The following is a 19,684-nucleotide window of genomic DNA, read 5'->3' as shown; positions in this document are numbered from 1 at the left end:
GGGGTGGGGCTAGGTGGACAGCTGGCCGAAGCGCTCCAGCAGGAAGTCGATCAGCAGCGCGATGCGCGGCGGCTGGAAGCGGTTGCGGTGGTACAGCAGGTTGAGCGGCGCGCTGTCGGTGAAGTAGTCGTCCAACACCGTTTGCAAACGGCCGGCGCGCAGGTCGTCGGCGATGTCGAGGATGGACTTGTAGGCGTAGCCCCGGCCGGCCACCGCCCACTTGCGGACGATCTCGCCGTCGTTGCTCTGGTTGTAGTGCTGCACGCGCACCGATTGGGCGCGGCGGCCCGGCGCCTTGTCGCCGGCGCTGGCGTCGGCGGCTACCGTGGCCGGCTCCGTGTAGCGCCACTCGTTCATGGCGCCGAGCGGCGTCACCAGCACGATGGCCGGTAGCTCGGCCAATTGCTGCGGCGTTTGCGGCAGTCCCACGCGCGCCGCCAGCGCCGGCGCCACGCAGACCACGCGGCGGCTCGGCGCCAACAGGCGCGCCACCATGTCGCTGTCGGGCAGTTGGCCGTAGCGGATCGCCAGGTCGATATCGTCCTGCACCAGGTTCGAGGTGGCGTCGGTCAGCACCAGCGCGTAGCGCAGCTCGGGATGCAGGTCGCGGAAGGCGTCGAGTATCGGCAGCAGCACATTGCGGCCGATGTCCGACGGCGCCGAGATCTTGACGGTGCCGCGCACCACGTCGCTGCCGGCGTGCAGGCTGGCCTCCGCCTCGACCATCAGCACCAGCGCCTGTTCGCTGAAGTGCTGGTAGACGCGGCCCTCCTCGGTCAGCCGCAGCTGGCGCGTGGTGCGCTCGAACAGCTTGACCTTGAGCGAGGCCTCCAGCCGCTGGATGCAGGCGCTGGCGGCGGCCGGCGACATGCCCTGCTTGCGCCCGGCGGCGGAAAAGCTGCCCAGCTGGGCGGCGTCGAGGAAGAGGCGGATCACGCCGAAGCGGTCGATGCCGCTCTTGTGCTCGGGATTAACCATGTTTGGCCTCCGCCGCGTGCGGCGTCAGCACCACCGTGCAGGTGGTGCCGGCCACCAGTTGCAGCGAGGCCGGCAGCTGGTCGATGTGGATGCGCACCGGCACGCGCTGCGCCAGGCGCACCCAGTTGAAGGTCGGGTTGACGTCGGCCAGCAGTTCGCGGCCGGTGCTGGCGTCGCGGTCGGTGATGCCGTGGGCGATGCTCTCGATGTGGCCGCGCACCACGGCGCCGCCGCTCATCATGCGCATCTCCACCGGGTCGTTCAGCGCCAGCATCGGCAGCTTGGTCTCCTCGAAGTAGCCGACCACGTAGAACGACTCGCGGTTGATGACGGCCAGCTTGGCGGCGCCGACGGCGGCGAAGTCGCCGACGTGCACGTTGAGGTTGGTGACATAGCCGGCGGCCGGCGCGCGCACCACGGTGCGCTCCAGGTTCAGCCGCGCCATGTTGCGCGCCACCAGCGCCGCCTGGTATTGCGCCGACGCGGTGCCGACGGCGAATTCGGCCGTCTCGCGGCTCTCTGCCGAGACGATGCTGCTATCGAGGCCGGCGCGGCGGCCGGCCTCCTTGGCGCGCCGGCCCTTTTCCACCTGCTGGGCGGCCAGCGCCGCCTCGCTCTGGGCCAGCGCGTTCTCGTAGCGCGCCTTGTCGACGACGAACAGCACCTGGCCCTGCTGCACCAGCTCGTTGTCGCGCACCAGCACCTCGGTGACCGTGCCGGCGACGTCGGCGCCGATGCTGACCACGTCGGCCTTGACGCGGCCGTCGCGGGTCCAGGCCGATTCCATGTAGTGGTCCCAGGCGCTGCGGCCGACCCACAGGGCGGCGGCCAGTAGCAGCAGGGTGATGCAGTGGCGGATGATCTTGGATGCGTTCACGTTTGGCGTTCCGGTAGAAAGGTTGGGTTCTGGTTTAGGTGTACAGCGTGGCGATCAGCGGGCCGAAGATGCAGACCAGCAGACACATGCGCACCAGCGCCGGATGCCACAGGTGGCGGTACAGGCCGAGCCGGCCCAGCACCCAGTCCAGCGCGCCCTGCAGCACGAGGCTGAACAGGAACAGCGGCAGGATGGTCGGCAGCAGCACGCCGAAAACGGCCAGCTCACGCGGCATGGTGTGGACGGTTGGTAGCATGTGCTTCTCCTGGAAACTGCGCCATCTGGTCGCGCAGGGATGTGTAAATGGAATGCAGGTCGATCAGCGCGGTGCGCAGGCGCTGCTCGCGTTCCGGGCCGGCGTCCGGCAGCTCGGCGCGCAGCGTCGGCCCGGCCTGCAGCAGGGCGAACTGCGCCGCCGCGCAGCTGGCCGGCGTGGGCGCGCGCAGGTAGCGCGCCAGCATGTCCACCGCCAGCTCCAGCGCGTTGCGCACCGCCAGCAGCTGCGAGGTGGCCACCAGCTGGCGCATCTCGATCACCGAGTGGCCCAGCTCGAGCAGGGTCAAACCCTGGCGCACCACGGCGCGCGCCGCCTTGCCCGGCGTCGGCCCGGCCGCCGCGTTGAGCTGGTTGAGCAGGTCGCGCACGCGGTTGTCGAAGCGCTGCTTGAGCTGCGGCAGCGGCGCCTTGCAGGTGGCCAGCGCCTCGCGCCAAAGGGCTTCGGCGATGTGGTCCTTCTGGCCCATGGTGTGCTCGGGCAGCACCACGGCGAAGATGGCGTAGGCCACCGCCACGCCCAGCACCAGCGTGAGCGTGGTGTTGAAGAAGCCGTTGACGTCGTAGTGCATCAGGTTCAGCGGCGCCACCACCTGGGCGGCGAACAGGCTGATGCCGACGCCGATGCCGGCGCGTTTGGGATCGGTGGTCAGGTAGGCGCCCAGCACGAACACGGGCAGCGCGGCCAGCACCAGCATCGGGTAGTCGTTGGCGTGGATGACGACGAAGAACTCGGTGAAGAAGGCCAGTGGCCAGCAGACCAAAAAGCCGATCAGCACCTGCTTGACCATCATCGTCGGCCGTGGCGACGACGAGGCCAGCGCGCTGAACACGGTAATCATCAGCATGGCGTTGGCGGCGTAGGGCCAGGCCAGCCAGTACCACGCGGCGGCGGCGGCCAGCAGGGCGCTGGCGGCGCGCACGCCGCTGCCGACGACGATGGCCGGCGGCGTCTTAGGGCTGTAGGCGATGGGCTCGCTGACCTGCTGCCGCTTGGCCTGGGTCAGGCCGTGGTACAACGCGACGAAGGCGCGCATGTCGCGGGCGAAGCGTTCGAGCAGCTCGACGGCGGTGTCGAAGTCGATCCGGCAGGCCCGCTCGACCTGGCCAAGCGCGGCGCGGGCGTTGACGATTTGCTGTTCCAGCCGGGCGCCCACCTGGTCCAGGCTGGCGACGCTGGCGTCGTCGCGCAGCGCGCCGGCCAGTGTGGCGTGCAGCGGCTCGACCAGCGCCAGCACCGGACCGGCCGGGCCGGTGCGCAGCCGGTGCAGCAGCCGGTGCAGCGTGTAGAAGGTGGTCAGCGCGGCCATGAAGGCGCCGTTGAAGGCGTGCAGCTGGCGCGTGTGCGAGCGGGCGTGGGCGGCCTCGAAGAAGGCGGCGGCGCGGCCCGATTCGAGGGCGGCGATGTCGGCGGCGAAGCGCAGGTGGGTCAGCTCGGTTTCGGCCGGCGTCAGGCGGCCCTGCAGCACCTCCTGGCAGAAGCCGAGGAAGCGGCTGTAGCGCGCCTGCACGGTGCGCATCACCTGTTTCGACTGGTGGCGCGGCAGCAGCGTGTCGTGCACCACGGCGGCACAGATGATGCCCAGGCCGACCTCGCTGACGCGGGTCACCGCCAGCGTGAACACGGCGGCCGGATTGTCGATGGCGGGAATGGCGATCATGCAGGCGGTGTAGCCGGCCAACACGAAGCTGTAGGACTGCTGGTTGCGGTACATCGCCGCGCCGCCGGTGCACAGGCCGACCCAGGCGGCCAGCACCAGGAACAGCAGCACCGGCTGTTGCGGAATCAGGGCGATCATCAGCAGCGCGCCGGCGCAGCCGACCAGGGTGCCGAGCAGGCGGTAGAAGCTTTTTTCCAGCACCATGCCGCTGCTGGGCAGGGCCAGGATGAAGGTGGTGGTCATCGCCGTGTTGGGCGAATCCAGGCCGAGGCGGAAGGCCAGCCACAGCGCGCCGAAGGCGGCCAGCATGGTCTTGGCGACGAAGATCAGGCGCTCGCCCTCGCTGCCGCGCCAGTCGCGTGCCTGCGCACCGACCCACTGGAGCGCTCTCGTGGCCTGGGAAGATGGTGGGGCGGAGGGCGCTGGGGTCATGGTGGTCGGCGGGCTTTGCTAGGTGGCGTTTTCGAGGTTGTCCAGCTGTCGTTTGAGCAGGGATTCCAGTTGTTTTACTTCGTCGGCGTTGTAGCCTTCATAGGCGCGCATGGTGCTTCGCCATACTTCCGGCAGCACCAGGGCGACCAGGTCGCGGCCGGCGTCGGTCAGCGAGATCATCACGCAGCGGCGGTCGCCGGGGCGGTTGCCGCGCACGATCAGGCCCTGCGTCTCCAGGTCGTTGCAAACCCGTGTCAGGTTGGCCGGCTTTTCCATGCAGGCCTCGCCCAAGGTGGAGGCGGTCGAGGTCTCGTCGTCCGAGCCGTACAGCACCGCCAGCACCATGTAGCTGGCGTCGACCAGGTCGTATTTGCGCAGCGCCGCGTTACTCAGGTTCATTCATCCGTTTTTGGATGTGGTAGGTCATGCGTAACAGGCGCACCATGTCTTCCGGGAAGTCCGGCATACGTGCATGGATATTTTGCAGGCGCTTTTTTGTGGCTTCAAAACTGCTCATCGCCTTCTCCTCTGCTTGTCTCGAAAGGCTTGATTGTACTATCTAAGCTTCACGGCAAATCCAGTTTAATTCCGCCGCCCAGGGCCGCCATCAGCTCGGCGTAGTTGTCCAGTTGGCGGCCGACGATCTGCGCCTGCTGCTGCTCCTCGTTGAGCAGGGCGATGTGGGCGTTGATGACGCCGACCGAGTCGGTCATGCCGGCGCGCCAGGCCTTTTCGGCCAGCGCGTGGGCGCGCCGCGCCGAGGCCAGCGCCTGCCGGCTCAGGCGTTCCTGCTCGCGCGCCGAGGCGGCGCGGGTGACGGCGTTGGCCACCTCCGCCAGGGCCTGCACCACGGTGGCGTTGTACTGCTCGACGGCGCCGTCGTAGGCCGCCGATTGCGCGCCGAGCTGGCTGCGCAGGCGGCCGCCCTCGAAGATCGGCAGGCTGATCGCCGGCGTCACGCCGCGCATGGCCGAATGGCTGTCGAGCAGGTGGCTAAAGCCGATCGACTGGAAGCCGGCGAAGGCGGCCAGGTTGATGTTCGGGTAGAAGTCGGCACGCGCCGCCTTGATGCGCTGCGCCGCCGCCTCGACGCGCCAGCGCTGGGCGGCGATGTCGGGCCGGCGGCCGAGCAGCTCGGCCGGCAGCGCGCTGGGCAGCGCCGCCGCGTGGTCCAGCGCCAGCGTCGGCCGGACGATGGCCTCGCCGTCGCCCGGTCCCTTGCCGATCAGCGCCGCCAACTGGTTGCGCAGCAGGGCGATCTGCGCGCCGATCTGCTCGTGGTCGCGGCGGCCGGCCGGCAGCGTGGTCTCGATACTGCTCACGTCGATGTCGCTGGCCAGGCCGGCGGCCTGGCGGCGCCGCGTGATCTCGAGGATGCGCTGGCGCTGCGCCAGGTTGGCGACAATGGTGTCCTGCAGCGCGTAGTCCAACGACAGCTGGATGTAGCTGCGCACGATGGCCGACTGCAACGCCAGCCGCGCCATCTGCGACTCGGCCGAAACGGTTTGCACCTCGCCCAGCGCGGCGGCCAGCAGGTCGCGGTTGCGGCCCCACAGGTCCAGGTCGTAGGAGCCGGACAGCGCGGCCGTGTTCTTCCAGGCGTAGTTGCCGGCCAGCGGGGCCGGCACCGTGCTGTGCGCCGAGTACAGCTCGCGGTCGGCGCTGGCGTTGGCGTCGACCTTGGGCAGCGTGGCCGCCTCGGCCACCCCGGCCAGCGCGCGCGCCTGGCGCACCCGCGCCTGGGTGGCGTGCAGGCCGGGGTTGTCGGCCAGCGCGGCCTCGACCAGGCGGTTCAATTGGGGATCGTGCAGGCTCTCCCACCAGGCTTGCGTCGGCCATGCCGCCTTGCCGTCGGCGGCGGCGATGGCGCCGCCGGCGTTCAGCGCGGCCGGCTTGAGCTGCTGCGCCTGCGGCTTGACGTGGCCCATGTCGGCGCAGGCGGCGAGGGCGAGCGTCAAGGCGGTGGCGGTCAAGGTGCGGATCAGTGTCATGGCGGCGTTTGGGTGGGAGAGGGTGTCAATGGGCCGCCTGCCGGGTTGGGGCGGGCGGCTCTTTACTGGTGCGGCTTACTTGGCGAAGTGCTTTTTGGTCTGGGCGACGTCGTAGTCGGCTTCCGTCTCGGGGATGGTGCCGTTCTTGCGCGCTTCGAGCAGCTCGGCGATCACCTGGGCGCGGGTCACGCCGCTGGCGGCGGCCTTTGGATACTCGACCTGGTTGCCGCTGACGGCCTTGGTGTCGCTGGCGGCCTTGTCGCCGGCCGGTGCCGATTGGGCGAAGACGCTGCCGGCGGCGGCGAGGGTGACGAGGGCGGCGATGAGGTGTTTGCTGTTCATGGTGTTTCTCCTGATGAGGTAAGGGCGGCGCCCGCACGCTGCGGAACGGCCTGCCAAAGGCTTTGTGGCTACGGACTTGTTGGCCGGACTGCCACCTACCGGTCGTCGAACTTGCTTCCGACGCGATGTCCGGGGCGCTGGGCGCCCTGTATCGCGTTTGGATGTAGATACTATATCTCTGAATAGTACATTTGTAAAATAAAAAATTACTATCAGGCACATAGCAATTTACGCGAGCTGGCGCACCGACGGCGGGCGCGGGGCTTGTTCAAATGAAGCTTCGCAATTTCATGACGCACAGAAGGAGGCCTTCATGTCCGGCAGCACACTAGACCCCGCCAACATTCCCGTTGGCACCGACCGCACGCTGGGGCGCGGTCACGGCACGGGCGCGCTCGGTCCGAGCGACAGTTCCGACAGCGGCAGCGACGTGCACGGCGGCGCCGGCCTGGCGCCGGAGCTCGACCCGGCGCTGGGGCGCGGCAGCGACGACGATATGGAAGTGGGCGGCGTGCTGCCCGACGTCTACCTCGACAGCGACACCGACGCCGCCGGCACCGGCGAGCGCGCCGCCGCCGACGGCGACAACGCGGCGCCGGACGGCGCCGACATCGACGTCGACCACATCGAATCGATACCGCTGCTCGACCTCGGCGTCGAGGTCGATTTCGACGCGGCGGCCGAGGGCGGCAAGCACCACCGTTGAGGCCGGGGTAGGTGCGCAGGAACGGCCGGGCGGTACGGCCGCGCCGCCCGCGTTCGCGCACCCGCCGCAGGGGCTGGCGTTCTATGGTCAGCGTTAAAGCTGGGGCGTGTGCGTCTTGGCAGGCTGGGGAGGTAATTCCATCGCCTGTGTGGTCGTAGCGTGCACTGCGAGGCGCAGGCCAATTGCTTTCAATACCGCGACTAAGTCCCAGAGTGCGAGCGGCGTGCTCGGCGATAGAGTTGCGTGGAGCTGCTGGATGCTGAAGCCGGCCAATTCCGCCACCCTGCTTTCACCGCCGGCCGCTAACACCATCTGCCTCAAAACGATTTGCAATTCATCCGGTTCGCCGTCCGTCAGTATGCTGTTGAGCAATTGGATCGCGTAGCCGGGATCTTCACGCAGTAGCTCGGCCATGGCCTCGTCGTGTCCTGTATCTTTCATTGCTGTCTCTCCCGTCCTTGCCAATCCAGCCAGTACTTACATGCGCGGGCAATGTCGAAGCTTTGCGACTGTTTGCCTCCCCCACACAGTAACAAGATGACTTCTCGTCCATCGATGGCGTAATACACGCGGAATCCAGACCCGGTATGAATTCTTAGTTCCCATACCCCGTCGCGACAGTATTTTTGGTCGCCGAAGTTGCCCGATTCGATGCGGTTCACGCGACGATCAATAGCGGTTCTCACTCCTACGTCGCGTAGGGTTCGCATCCACTCCAGGTAGGTGTTCTTACCGCCCGAGGTCAGATAATGTCGAATGCGATACATGTAGAATACTCGTCCAAAATCATGCGCGGATCAAGCTGATTTCCGCTGAAGTGTGACCGCCGCTCGTGCAGTGCCTCTCTTCACATTAGACGGAAAAAGATCCTGGGTTAACTCAAGTAAAAGGAAGGTCTGTTTTTCATCAAATGCAGCCAAGACTCTGTTGGGCTGAGTCATGAGCAGGCCTTGCTGCCACGCCATTCTGGGCTGCTGCGTCGCCGGTATAGGCATGGCGCTGCTGCCCGCCACCCACCGCGCGGCCTGGTGCACAGCGGCGCCCGGCCGCCTAGCGCGCTGGGCGAGTGTCTAGCGGTGCGGGCGCCGACCGACGTCGAGGCGACGCGCCGCAGCCATCCACTCCCCGAAATTTGCAGCCCATCGCGCCTAGTCACCTTCCATCGCACGGCCGGGGTGGCCGGCGGCGGACGCAGGCATACTGCCCGCTCCTGTCATCATCTGGACCACCATGTTCCGACTCTCGCTGAGAATGACCCTGCGCGACTGGCGCGCCGGTGAACTGCGCTTCCTGCTGGCGGCGTTGACGCTGTCGGTGGCGGCGCTATCGGCCGTCAACTTCTTCGTCGACCGCATGGGCGCCGCCTTCAACCGCGACGCCCACCAGACCCTGGCGGCCGACCTGCGCCTGGAGTCGGAGCAGCCGCTGGCGCCCGAGTGGCGCGCCGAGGCGCTGCGCCGCGGCCTGCGCGCGGCCGACACGGTCACCATGCTGAGCATGGCCGTGGCGGGCGAGGGCGAGCAGACCAATTCGCTGCTGGTGGCGCTGAAGGCGGTGGGCGAGGGCTACCCGCTGCGCGGCAAGCTGACGCTGGCGCGCGGCGACGCCGCCGTGGCCACCGCCGCGCTGCCCACACCCGGCACCGTCTGGGTCGACCAGGCGCTGATGCTGAACCTGAACCTGCGCGTCGGCGCGCGCCTGCGCATCGGCGACAGCGAACTGCTGGTGGCCGAGCGCATCGCCAGCGAGCCGGACGCCGGCGCCGCCTTCATGAACCTGGCGCCGCGCGTGATGATGGCGCGCGCCGACCTGGACGCCGCCCACCTGCTGCAACAGCACGCGCTGGCCACCCACCGCCTGCTACTGGCCGGCGAGCCGGCCGCCGTCGCCGGCTACGCGCAATGGGCCAAGGCGCGCAGCGCCACGGCGCAGGGCGGCGGCGTGCAGATCGAATCGTTCGAGTCGCGCCGCTCCGAGGCCAACACCATGCTGGAGCAGGCGCAGCAATTCCTTTCGCTGGTCGGCCTGCTGTCGGCGCTGCTGGCGGCGGTCGCCGTGGCGATGGCGGCACGCCGCTTCATGCTGCGCCACGTCGACGCCTGCGCCATGCTGCGCTGCCTCGGCATGGCGCAGGGCCAGGTGCTGCGCCTGTACCTGCTCGAGTTCCTGCTGGTGGCCCTGGCCGGCAGCGTGGCCGGCGTGCTGTGCGGCTTCGCCGCCCACTTCGTGCTGATCGAGTGGCTCGGCAAGCTGGCCGCCGCCGCCCTGCCGGCGGCAGGCTGGCGTCCCGCGCTGCAGGGCCTGGCCACCGGCCTGGTGCTGCTGGTCGGCTTCGCCCTGCCGCCGCTGCTCCAGCTGCGCAACACCTCCCACGTGCGCCTGCTGCGCGGCGACGCCGGCGCGCCCAAGGCGCTGAGCCTGGCCGGCTACGGCCTCGGCCTGGGCGTGTTCACCGCGCTGCTGTTGTGGCAGACCGGCGACGTCGCGCTCGGCCTGGCCGGCGGCGCCGCCTTCCTGCTCGGCGGCCTGCTGTTCGGCCTGCTGGCCTGGCTGGCGCTGCGCCTGTTGCGCCGCGCCCGGCCGCTGCTGCGCCAGCCGGCCTGGCGCTTCGCCATCACCGACATGCTGCGCCGTCCGGCCGCCACCGTCGCCCAGATCGTCGCGCTGGCACTGGGCCTGACCGCCCTGTTGCTGCTGACCGTGGTGCGCGCCGACCTGCTGGCCTCCTGGCGCCTGGCCACGCCGGCCGGCGCCGCCAACCACTTCGTCGTCAACATCCAGCCGGAGCAGAGGGACGCCGTCGAGGCGCGCATGCGCGCCGTCGGCCAAGCCGAGCTGCGCGCCAGCACGCGCGGCCGCCTGACGCTGATCAACGGCCGCGCCTCGGTCGACGGCGGCACCGGCGCCGAGGCCAAGGAGAGCCTGGAGCGCGAATTCGACATCGGCCAGACCAGCCTGTTGGACGCCGCCAGCAGCATCACGGCGGGCGCCTGGTATGGTCAGCGGCACGGCGAGGTCTCGGTCGAGGAGAAGACCGCGCAGAGGCTCAAGCTCAAGCTGGGCGACCAGCTGACCTTCGACGTCGCCGGCCAGGACTTGACGCTGCGCGTGAGCAGCCTGCGCAAGGTCGACTGGCGCCAGCGCCGCGCCAGCATGATCTTCGACACGCATGCGGACTCGCTGGCCGGCCTGCCGCTGTCTTACGCGGCGGCGCTGCACGTGCCGCCGCAGGACAAACGCTTCGCCCACCAACTGGCGCGCGACTTCCCCAACCTGAGCGTGTTCGACGTGGCCGCCTTCATCGAGCAGATGCAGCGCACCCTGGACCAGGTCAGCCACGCCGTCGAGTTCCTGTTCCTGTTCACGCTGGCCTCCGGCCTGATGGTGCTGTACGCCGCGCTGGCCGGCGCGCAGGACCAGCGCAGCCGCCAGGCCGCGTTGCTGCGCGCGCTGGGCGCCACCCGGCGCCAGCTGGCGCGCGCGCAGTGGGTCGAGCACGGCCTGACCGGCGCGCTGGCCGGCCTGCTGGCCGCCGCCGGCGCCAGCGCCGCCAGCTGGGCGCTGGCGCGCTACGCCTTCCACCTGGAGTGGCAGTGGTCGGCGCCGCTGTGGCTGGGCGGCCTGCTGGCCGGCGCCGTCTGCGCCATGGCCGGCGGCTGGTTCGGCCTGCGCCATGTGCTCAAGCTGCCGCCGCTGCACAGCCTGCGCCAGGCCTGAACCGGATGAACCACCCGCAGAAAACCAAGATGAACCAACACGAGGGACACCCATGACGAATATGAACCTGGACCGCGCCGCGCTGCGCCCGGCCATCGCGGTCAGCCAGCTGTCCAAGCGGGTGGCCGACGCCACCGGCGAGCTGACCATCCTGCACGAGGTGGACTTCGCCGTGCAGGCCGGCGAGACGCTGGCCATCGTCGGCGCCTCCGGCTCCGGCAAGTCGACCCTGCTGGGCATCCTGGCCGGCCTGGACACGCCCAGCGACGGCACGGTGGCGCTGGAGGGCGTCGACATCTTCAAGCTCGACGAGGACGGCCGCGCCGTCTTCCGGCAGAACAACCTGGGCTTCGTCTTCCAGTCCTTCCAGCTGCTGGCCCATTTGACGGCGCTGGAGAACGTCATGCTGCCGCTGGAGCTGCGCGGCTTCACCCACGCCAACGCCCAGGCCCGGGCCGAGGCGATGCTGGCGCGGGTCGGCCTGTCGAGCCGATTGGGCCACTATCCCAAGTACCTGTCCGGCGGCGAGCAGCAACGCGTCGCGCTGGCGCGCGCCTTCGTCACCGAGCCGCCGCTGCTGTTGGCCGACGAGCCCACCGGCAGCCTGGACGCCGCCACCGGCGCCGCCGTCGTCGAGCTGATGTTCGCCCTCAACCGCGAGCGCGGCTCGACGCTGGTGCTGGTCACCCACGACCTGAACATCGCCGCCCGCTGTGGCCGCACGCTGACCATGGCCGCCGGCCGTCTGCGCCAAGAACCCTAAGGAGTCCGCATGCGCTTATCCCACACGATGTTGCTGGCCGCCCTGGCCCTGTGCGGCCACGCCGCCCGCGCCGACGGCCAGGCCGACCTGAAGGCGGCGCTGGAGCGCTGCCAGGCGCAGGCGCCCTTGAAGGCGCTGTTGGAAACCAAGACCTGGCGCCGCGCCGGCGAGGGCAAGGACGCCGAGGAGACCCATGGCGCGGCCAGCGTGTTCATCGACGACAGCACGCGCGGCATGCAGCTGTCCTACGGCCGCGAGATCCTGGCGCGCATGGACGCCGAGGCGCACGCCCAGGCGAAGAACCCGAACGCCAAGACGCCGACCCTGATGGCGGCGCGCGAGTTCGCCCCCAACGACCTGCGGCCGATGATCTCGGCGGCCAGCGATTTGCAGCGCGTGCTCGACAAGGCGGTGTGGAAGAGCGAAAAGGCCGACACCTACGGCGGCAAGCCGGCCCGCCTGCTGACCTACGAAACCTCGATCGACACGCTGAGCGACCGCGACCGCAAATACATCAAGGACTTCGAGGGCGTGCTGCACGTGTGGATCGCCGCCGACGGCGTGCCGCTGGCCAGCCGGCTGACGCAGAACGCCTCCGGCCGCGCCTTCATCGTCATCAGCTTCGAGGCGAAGAACGAGGACCAGAGCGTCTACAGCCTGGTCGGCGACCGCCTGATCGCGATCCGCAAGGAGAGCAAGAACAGGGCCTCCGGCGCCGGCGAGCGCGACGAGAACAAAGTGGTCAAGACGCTGCAACTGCAGTCCTGACGCCAAGCTCCGCTGGCTGACCCCGGTGACCCGGTCGACAGCGGGATGCCGGCTTAACCCCGCAAGCTAAGGGGTCTGACCCCGCATGGGGTCAGACCCCGGCTTCCGCGTCTCGGGGTAGGGGTAAAAAAAAGCCTGCGCCGGGAGGCACAGGCTTTTTTGCCCCCGCCTTGCCGGCGGGGTAACAAGCTGAATTCGATCAGGCGAAGTTGGCGCCGGCGAATTCCCAGTTGACCAGTTTCCAGAACGTTTCCACGTATTTTGGACGGGCGTTGCGGTAGTCGACGTAGTAGGCGTGTTCCCACACGTCGCAGGTCAGCAGCGGCTTGTCGGTGGTGGTCAGCGGGGTCAGGGCGTTCGAGGTGTTGACGATGTCAACCGAACCGTCGGCCTTTTTCACCAGCCAGGTCCAGCCGGAACCGAAGTTGCCGACGCAGGACTTGGTGAACTCGGCCTTGAAGGCGTCGAACGAACCCCATTTGGCGTTGATCGCGTCGGCCAGCGCGCCGGTCGGTGCGCCGCTGCCGGTCGGGGTCAGGCCGTTCCAGTAGAAGGTGTGGTTCCATACCTGGGCGGAGTTGTTGAAGATGCCGCCGGAGGATTTTTTGATGATCTCTTCGAGCGACAGGTTCTCGAACTCGGTGCCCTTGATCAGGTTGTTCAGGTTGGTGACATACGCTTGGTGGTGTTTACCGTAGTGGTATTCCAGCGTTTCTTGCGAGATGTGGGGCGCCAGGGCGTCCATTGCATACGGCAGAGGTGGCAGGGTATGTTCCATTTGTTATTCCTTAGTGGTTTGAGACAGAAGACGATTTTTGCCGAAACGACCATCATTGTAAAGCGGATGCGCGAACGGTGCAGGAGTGCTTGCGATTGTCGCGCCGCAGGAACAACGCGCCCGGCCTGGCCCTAAAACAAGCGTCTAGCGCACCCGCCGGGTGGTCTCGCGCACGATCAGCTCCAATGGCGGCACCTGGGTGTCGACCGTCTCGCCGTTGATCAGGCGCAGCAGTGCGTTGGTGCTGAGCAGGCCGATCTCGTATAGCGGCTGGCGAATCGTGGTCAACGGCGGCGTCGTGTAGGAGGAGCCGGGCAGATCGTCGAAGCCGACCAGCGAGATGTCGTCCGGCACGCGGATGCCCTTGCGGTACAGGCACAGGCGCACGCCGTAGGCGCTCTGGTCGTTGGCGGCGAACACGGCGGAGAACTGCTGCTGGGTCTCGAACAGGTGGTTGATGGCCAGCAGGCCGCCGCTTTCGATGAAGTTGCCCTCGACCACCAGCTTGGGGTCGAAGGGCAGGTCGGCCTCGCGCAGCGCGCGGCGGTAGCCGGCCAGGCGCTCCTCGGCGTCGAGGTTGTTGGGCGGACCGGCGATGAAGGCGATGCGGCGGTGGCCCAGTTCGATCAAATGGTGGGTCGCCATCCAGGCGCCGTGCTCGTTGTCGAGCTTGATGCCGAGCGCGCTGCGGGTGTGCAGCTCGCGCCCGGTCGAGACGATGGGGCGCTGCAGCGAGAAGGCGCGCACGGCCTCGTCGGACATGCGGCCCGACAACAGGATGATGCCGTCGACCTTGCGCCCCAGCAGCAGGCGGATGCGCTCGGCCTCCTCCTCGGGGTTCCAGTGGCCGCTGACGATCACCGAGGCGTAGCCGGTGCCCTTCAGGCCGTCGTCGATGCCGCGCAGGTTCTCGTCGAAGAAGGCGCTGGAGATGTCCTGCACGACGATGCCGATGGTCATCGAACGGCCCTTCTTCAGGGCCTGGGCCATCTGGTTGGGGGCGAAGTTCATCTGCGCGATGGCGGCCAGCACGGCCAGCCGCTTGTCCTCGGAGACGCGGGCGGTGCCGTTGAGGATGCGCGACACCGTGCTCGGCGACACCCCCGCCAGGCGTGCGACATCCATCAGGGTCGATGGCGGGGTGGGCTGGTCGTCGTGAGTCAAAGTGGTTCCTGTCGGTGCGATGCGCGGTAGCCAGGTCTGGCCTGAAAACCTTTTCAGCGAAAGGGTAACATAAATCGCCCGCCACCCGGCCGAAATGCATCGCAGCGGACGGTTTCGGCCGTTTTTGGGAATCACGTCACGCAATGCTGAAAACGTTTTCAAGTATTGTTGCATTTTTTTCACAACTGGACTGGGCCTCACCGCGCGCCGCCACAAGCCGCCGAATACCCGGCTGTTCATAGGGGAGGGTGGGATTCGGTGGGCATTCTTGGCGAACCGCCCACCCCGGTGGATCTTTCTGTGCTTCAATCCTCGATTCCGCCGGCCCCGATTTGCGGTTGACTTGAATCAAAAAGCGGTATTTAATGAATGCATGATGTGAAAACGTTTTCAAGATAGAAAACGCAAACGAATAATCGGAGACAAAGCAATGAAATCAAGGATATCGGCCGCCATGGCCAGCGCCGTCGCATTCTGCGCCGTGGCCACGCCACAGGTGGGCGCCGCACCGGCGACCATCACCGTAGCCTCCTTCCCGGATCTTGACCGGGCGGTGAAGGTAGCGCTACCTATGTGGGAAAAGCTGCACCCCGAAATCAAGATCAAGCTGGTCAGCCTGCAGATCGAGGACCACCACAACTCCATGACCACCGCGCTGGCGGCCGGCGCCCACCTGCCCGATGTGGTGGCGGTCGACTTCGGCTACATCGGCATCTTCGCCGAGTCCAAGGGGCTGGACGAACCTGCTGGCGCCGCCATATGCTGCCGAGCAGTACCGCAAGCAGTTCGTCTCCTACACCTACCCGCAGGCCACCAACTCGCGCGGCAACCTGGCGGCGATGCCGGCCGACATAGGCCCGGGCATGCTGTTCTACCGCAAGGGCACCTGATGGACAAGGCCGGCATCAAGGAGGAGGAGCTGAGCCGCTCGTGGGAGTCCTACATCGAGTCCGGCAAAAAGCTCAAGGCCGCCACCGGCACCATGCTGCTGGCGCGCGCCGGCGATTTGAAGGACATCTACATCCGCGCCAACCTGAAGGACGGCGAGGGCATCTACTTCGGCGACAAGGGCAAGGTGCTGGTCGACTCGCCCCGCTTCGTGCGCGCCTTCGAGCTGGCCAAGGCGGCCCGCGTCGCCGGCATCGACACCAAGACGGTGGCCTGGACCAGCGAATGGTCGGAGGGCTTCAAGCGCGGCAAGGTGGCCAGCCAAATGAGCGGCTTCTGGTTCGGCGGCCACCTGGCCAAGTGGCTGGCGCCGGACTACAAGGGACAGTGGCGCGCCAGCGGCCTGCCGGGCGGCGCGCTGGCCTCCTACGGCGGCTCCTTCTACGCGATCCCCAAGAAGGCCGTCAACAAGGCCGAGGCCTGGGAGTTCATCAAGTTCATGACCGCCAACAAGGAGGTCCAGCTCACGGCCCTGCGCGAGATCAGCGGCTACCCGTCGCTGCTGGCGGCGCACGGCGACCCGGCGATGGACGAGGCGCAGCCTTACTTCGGCGGCCAGAAGACGCGCCAGCTGGCGCGCGACACCGCCGTCAAAATCCCGGTGATCCGCGTCGACAAATACGACTGGATGGCCAACGAGGTCGTCAACAGCGAGCTGGAAAACGTCCTCGAGCAGAACAAGGACATCAAGACCGCGCTGCGCGACGCCAAGGCGCTGATCGAGCGCCGGGCGCGCCGTTGATGAATGGAGACGAGCATGCACCAGACCATACAGCGGGCCATCGCACTGGCCTTCGCACGGACCATGGCGCGGACCATGGCGCGCACCGCGTCGAATCCGCAGCGGCAGGACACGTGTCGGGGTCGCCCGTGAGCGCGCCCGCGCTCGGCCCGTTCAAGGCCATCGAGCCGGTCGGCGCCGCGCCAAGCCGGCGTGGCGGCGCGCGCCGCCGCTTCGACTCGAAGAAGTGGGCGCCCTACCTGTTCATCAGCCCCTTCTTCATTTTGTTCGGCGCCTTCAGCCTGTTCCCGCTGCTGTTTTCCATCTACCTGTCGTTCAACCAGTGGGACGCCGCCAGTGGCATCACCGCCATGCAGTGGGTCGGCCTGGACAACTACATCTTCGCGCTGAACGACCCTTGGTTCTTCAAGTCGCTCGGCAACACGCTGTGGCTGGCGCTGGCCTCCGGCGTGCCACAGCACCTGGTGGCGATCCCGCTGGCGGCCTATATCCACAACACCTTCAAGCGCTCGCGCAACCTGGTGATCGGCGCCTACTTCCTGCCCTTCATCACCTCCAGCGTGGCCATCGCGATGGTGTTCAACACCCTGTTCTCGCGCCAGTACGGCGAGATCAACCTGCTGCTCAAGGCGCTCGGCGAGGTGCCGCTGCTCGGTTCCCTGATGCCGGCCGAGCCCATCGACTGGCTCAACAACTCGCAGTTCATCAAGCCGGCCGTGGCCTTCGTCATCTTCTGGCGCTACCTCGGCTGGAACCTGGTGCTGTATATCTCGGCGTTGCAGGTGATCCCGCGCGACCTGTACGAGGCCGCCACCCTGGACGGCGCCAGCAAGCGCCAGCAGTTCTGGCACATCACGCTGCCGCAGTTGCGGCCGATGATGTACCTGGCCGTGACCATGACCATCATGGGCAATTTGCAGACCTTCGAGGAGCCCTTCATCCTGGTCGGCGAGTCCGGCGGGGCGGGGCAGGCGGCGCTGACCACCGCCATGTTCGTCTACAAAACGGCGTTCTCGTCGGGCGACTTCGGCACCGCCTCGGCCATCTCCTGGCTGCTGTTCCTGCTCATCGCCAGCAGCACCTGGGTCAACAACCGCATCTTCAGCCGCAATGAAAGGGGCGCACGATGAGCGCAGCATCCGCAACACTGGCAGCAAGCGCGGCGCGTTCGAACGGCCTGGGCGCCGCCGCAGCATGGAGCGCCAAGTTCGGCGCCTACGGCATCGTCGGCGTCGGCGCGCTGATCATGTTCACGCCGTTCTACTTCATGTTCGTCTTCGCCACCCACACCAGCGCGGAAATCTTCAGCTTCCCGCCGCCGGCCTGGTTCGGCGCCTCGGCGCTGGACAACCTCAAGCTGCTCGAGGAGCGCCTGCCGTTCTGGCGCAACATCGGCGTCAGCCTGTACGTGGCGCTGATGCAGACCGCGCTGACCCTGTTCTTCTGCTCGCTGGGCGGCTACGCCTTCGCCGTCTACGAGTTCCGTTTCAAGCAGCCGCTGTTCGCCATCGTCATGGGCTCGATGATCATCCCCGCCTTCATGGGCATGGTGCCGACCTTCATGCTGATGGACTTCATCGGCTGGCTCGACCAGCCGCGCGCCCTGTATGTGCCGGGCGCGGCGGGCGCGCTGGGCATCTTCCTGATGCGCCAGTACATCGGCACGGCGATCCCGCGCGAGCTGATCGAGGCGGCCCGCATCGACGGCTGCGGCGAGTTCGCCATCTACTGGCGCGTGGTGCTGCCGCTGATCGGCCCGGCCATGGGCACGCTCGGCCTGATCACCTTCATCAACTCGTGGAACAACTTCATCACGCCGCTGGTGGTGATGCGCTCGGTGGAGAACTACACCATACCGGTGGCGCTGCGCAGCATCCAGGCGCCCAACAACACCGAGTGGGGCGCCTTGATGGTGGGCGCCGCGATCGCCGTGCTGCCGCTGTTGATCATGTTCTTCGTCGCCTCGAAGCGCTTGATCGAGGGCTTGACCCAGGGCGCCGTCAAGGGCTGACGCCGCGCCAGACCCAGAAAATCCGCCGGCGAAAATATAGGGTCAGACCCTAGGGTCTGACCCTGGGGATAGTGCGTCCCATCGCCCCGCCGACCCGCTAGTTTCAACGACTTCTAACCCGACTTTTTTCGACTCAACGACCATGCCAAACCACACCGACAAGCTTGATTTTCCCGCCTCCTTCACCTGGGGCGTGGCCACCAGCGCCTTCCAGATCGAGGGCGCCGCCGCCGAGGACGGCAAAGGCCCCTCGATCTGGGACACCTTCAGCCACACCCCCGGCAAGGTCATCGACGGCAGCAACGGCGACGTCGCCTGCGACCACTACCACCGCTACGCCGAGGACGTCGAGCTGATCGCCTCGCTCAACGTCAACGCCTACCGCTTCTCGGTCAGCTGGTCGCGCGTGCAGCCGGACGGCCACGGCGCCTGGAACGAGAAGGGCTTCGACTTCTATTCGCGCCTGCTCGACAAGCTGCGCGAAAAGAACATCACCGCCCACCTGACCCTGTACCACTGGGGCCTGCCGCAGGGCCTGCAGCGACCTGGGCGGTTGGCTCAACCGCGACACCGCCCACCACTTCGCCGCCTATGCCGCCGAGGTGGCGCGCCGCTTCGGCGCCCGCGTCGCCACCATCGCCACCCACAACGAGCCCTGGTGCAGCGCCAACCTCGGCTACGGCAACGGCCAGTTCGCCCCCGGCGTGGCCGACCCGGTCGCCGCGCTGCAGGTGTCGCACCACCTGCTGCTGTCGCACGGCCTGGCCATGCAGGCGATGCGCGCGGTCAAGGCGCCGGCCAAGCTGGGCATCGTGCTCAACCAGTGGACCGCCACCCCGGCCACCGACTCGGCCGCCGACAAGGCCGCCGCCGACCTCGAATACGCCCGCTCGGTGCAATGGTTCATGGACCCGATCTTCAAGGGCCGCTACCCGGAGTTGGCACTGAAAGCCATCGACACGACCCGTTTGTCCATCTTTGAAAACGATTTCAAGGATATCCAGCAGCCGCTCGACTTCCTCGGCGTGAACTACTACTTCCGCGCCTTCGTCAGCACCGAGACGCCGCCGCGCCAGTCCGAGGCCAAGCTGGGCCTGACCGACATGGGCTGGGAGATCTACCCGCAGGGCATGAGCGAGCTGCTGCTGGCGCTGCACCGCGAGTACCAGCTGCCGCCGGTCTACATCACCGAGAACGGCATGGCCGAGGCGGACCAGCTGGCCGGCGGCCGGGTCGACGACGCCCGCCGCATCGACTACGTGCGCAGCCACCTGCAGGCGATCGCCACGGCGATGGAGCAGGGCGTCGACGTGCGCGGCTACTTCTACTGGAGCCTGCTCGACAACTTCGAGTGGAACTCCGGCTACGCCAAGCGCTTCGGCCTGGTCTACGTCGACTACGCGACCCAGCAGCGCACGCTGAAGGACAGCGCGCTGTGGTATCGCAGCTTCATCGCCCGGCAGCGCGCCGGCCAATACCACCACGCCGGCAAAGCCGTCGGCGCGGTCGGCGCCAGCGGCGCGGGGGAGTAAG

19 protein-coding genes and 1 pseudogene are annotated in these 19,684 nt (G+C 67.7%); 8 read left to right on the top strand and 12 right to left on the bottom strand.

Features of this window, described 5'->3' with window-relative positions; all coding sequences use genetic code 11:
* Positions 1-9: 9 nt before the first annotated feature.
* From QC826_RS21695 to QC826_RS21660, 8 genes are all read right to left on the bottom strand, one after another.
* Positions 10-978: a LysR family transcriptional regulator gene (locus QC826_RS21695; protein WP_279762388.1), complete on the bottom strand. Its 969-nt coding sequence runs from the start codon at positions 976-978 to the stop codon at positions 10-12.
* Positions 971-1,855, bottom strand: coding sequence for a biotin/lipoyl-binding protein (locus QC826_RS21690; RefSeq protein ID WP_279762387.1), 885 nt, complete (start codon positions 1,853-1,855; stop codon positions 971-973). The genes QC826_RS21695 and QC826_RS21690 overlap by 8 nt, the downstream gene beginning before the upstream one ends.
* 34 nt (positions 1,856-1,889) lie before the next feature.
* Positions 1,890-2,111 carry a DUF1656 domain-containing protein gene (locus tag QC826_RS21685; protein WP_409567683.1) on the bottom strand — a complete coding sequence of 74 codons (222 nt, stop codon included), beginning with the start codon at positions 2,109-2,111 and terminating at the stop codon, positions 1,890-1,892.
* Positions 2,080-4,221 (bottom strand): FUSC family protein, encoded by a 2,142-nt coding sequence (locus QC826_RS21680; RefSeq protein ID WP_279762385.1) that lies wholly within the window; start codon positions 4,219-4,221, stop codon positions 2,080-2,082. Before QC826_RS21680 ends, QC826_RS21685 begins: the two co-directional genes overlap by 32 nt.
* An 18-nt stretch (positions 4,222-4,239) precedes the next feature.
* Positions 4,240-4,620, bottom strand: a complete 381-nt coding sequence (locus QC826_RS21675; RefSeq protein ID WP_279762384.1) for a MarR family winged helix-turn-helix transcriptional regulator — start codon at positions 4,618-4,620, stop codon at positions 4,240-4,242.
* Entirely contained in the window at positions 4,607-4,738 is a 132-nt protein-coding gene (locus QC826_RS21670) for a hypothetical protein (RefSeq protein WP_279762383.1), read from the bottom strand. Before QC826_RS21670 ends, QC826_RS21675 begins: the two co-directional genes overlap by 14 nt.
* 49 nt (positions 4,739-4,787) lie before the next feature.
* Positions 4,788-6,212 (bottom strand): efflux transporter outer membrane subunit, encoded by a 1,425-nt coding sequence (locus QC826_RS21665; protein ID WP_279762382.1) that lies wholly within the window; start codon positions 6,210-6,212, stop codon positions 4,788-4,790.
* A 75-nt stretch (positions 6,213-6,287) separates the two neighbouring features.
* On the bottom strand, positions 6,288-6,554 hold the full coding sequence (locus tag QC826_RS21660) for a DUF4148 domain-containing protein (RefSeq protein WP_279762381.1): 267 nt from the start codon (positions 6,552-6,554) through the stop codon (positions 6,288-6,290).
* A gap of 313 nt (positions 6,555-6,867) precedes the next feature.
* Between QC826_RS21660 and QC826_RS21655 the strand changes: the two genes are divergently transcribed.
* Positions 6,868-7,260, top strand: a complete 393-nt coding sequence (locus QC826_RS21655; protein WP_279762380.1) for a hypothetical protein — start codon at positions 6,868-6,870, stop codon at positions 7,258-7,260.
* Between the two features lie 93 nt (positions 7,261-7,353).
* Here the strand turns inward: QC826_RS21655 and QC826_RS21650 are convergent, their stop codons facing one another.
* Both QC826_RS21650 and QC826_RS21645 read right to left on the bottom strand, forming a co-directional pair.
* The gene (locus QC826_RS21650) at positions 7,354-7,701 is read right to left on the bottom strand and encodes a DNA-binding protein (protein WP_279762379.1); all 348 of its coding nucleotides are present in this window, start codon (positions 7,699-7,701) and stop codon (positions 7,354-7,356) included.
* Positions 7,698-8,027: a type II toxin-antitoxin system RelE/ParE family toxin gene (locus QC826_RS21645; RefSeq protein WP_279762378.1), complete on the bottom strand. Its 330-nt coding sequence runs from the start codon at positions 8,025-8,027 to the stop codon at positions 7,698-7,700. The genes QC826_RS21650 and QC826_RS21645 overlap by 4 nt, the downstream gene beginning before the upstream one ends.
* A gap of 463 nt (positions 8,028-8,490) precedes the next feature.
* On the opposite strand from QC826_RS21645, the gene QC826_RS21640 reads away from it, so the two are divergent.
* The 3 genes from QC826_RS21640 to QC826_RS21630 are packed head-to-tail and all read left to right on the top strand — an operon-like array spanning position 8,491 to position 12,508.
* Complete coding sequence (locus tag QC826_RS21640) at positions 8,491-10,977, top strand: ABC transporter permease (protein ID WP_279762377.1); 2,487 nt, start codon at positions 8,491-8,493, stop codon at positions 10,975-10,977.
* Positions 10,978-11,029: 52 nt separating this feature from the next.
* Positions 11,030-11,740: an ABC transporter ATP-binding protein gene (locus tag QC826_RS21635; protein WP_093386274.1), complete on the top strand. Its 711-nt coding sequence runs from the start codon at positions 11,030-11,032 to the stop codon at positions 11,738-11,740.
* A gap of 9 nt (positions 11,741-11,749) precedes the next feature.
* Positions 11,750-12,508 (top strand): hypothetical protein, encoded by a 759-nt coding sequence (locus QC826_RS21630; RefSeq protein ID WP_279762376.1) that lies wholly within the window; start codon positions 11,750-11,752, stop codon positions 12,506-12,508.
* Between the two features lie 199 nt (positions 12,509-12,707).
* On the opposite strand, the gene sodB is transcribed toward QC826_RS21630, so the two are convergent.
* Both sodB and QC826_RS21620 read right to left on the bottom strand, forming a co-directional pair.
* A complete protein-coding gene (gene sodB, locus QC826_RS21625; RefSeq protein ID WP_279762375.1) occupies positions 12,708-13,286 on the bottom strand; it encodes a superoxide dismutase [Fe] in 579 nt (192 codons plus the stop codon).
* 144 nt (positions 13,287-13,430) lie between these two features.
* Positions 13,431-14,411: a LacI family DNA-binding transcriptional regulator gene (locus tag QC826_RS21620; RefSeq protein ID WP_279766561.1), complete on the bottom strand. Its 981-nt coding sequence runs from the start codon at positions 14,409-14,411 to the stop codon at positions 13,431-13,433.
* 469 nt (positions 14,412-14,880) lie between these two features.
* Between QC826_RS21620 and QC826_RS21615 the strand changes: the two genes are divergently transcribed.
* From QC826_RS21615 to QC826_RS21600, 4 genes and pseudogenes are all read left to right on the top strand, one after another.
* Positions 14,881-16,140, top strand: coding sequence for an ABC transporter substrate-binding protein (locus tag QC826_RS21615; protein WP_279762374.1), 1,260 nt, complete (start codon positions 14,881-14,883; stop codon positions 16,138-16,140).
* 128 nt (positions 16,141-16,268) lie between these two features.
* Entirely contained in the window at positions 16,269-17,270 is a 1,002-nt protein-coding gene (locus tag QC826_RS21610; RefSeq protein WP_279762373.1) for a carbohydrate ABC transporter permease, read from the top strand.
* Complete coding sequence (locus QC826_RS21605) at positions 17,267-18,151, top strand: carbohydrate ABC transporter permease (RefSeq protein WP_279762372.1); 885 nt, start codon at positions 17,267-17,269, stop codon at positions 18,149-18,151. The genes QC826_RS21610 and QC826_RS21605 overlap by 4 nt, the downstream gene beginning before the upstream one ends.
* A 142-nt stretch (positions 18,152-18,293) precedes the next feature.
* Positions 18,294-19,683 (top strand): annotated as a pseudogene (locus QC826_RS21600) (GH1 family beta-glucosidase).
* Position 19,684 lies beyond the last annotated feature (1 nt).

Source organism: Rugamonas sp. DEMB1 (genome assembly GCF_029834475.1).
Taxonomy (GTDB): Bacteria; Pseudomonadota; Gammaproteobacteria; order Burkholderiales; family Burkholderiaceae_D; genus Rugamonas; species Rugamonas rubra.
This window is presented reverse-complemented; position numbering and strand designations above follow the sequence as displayed.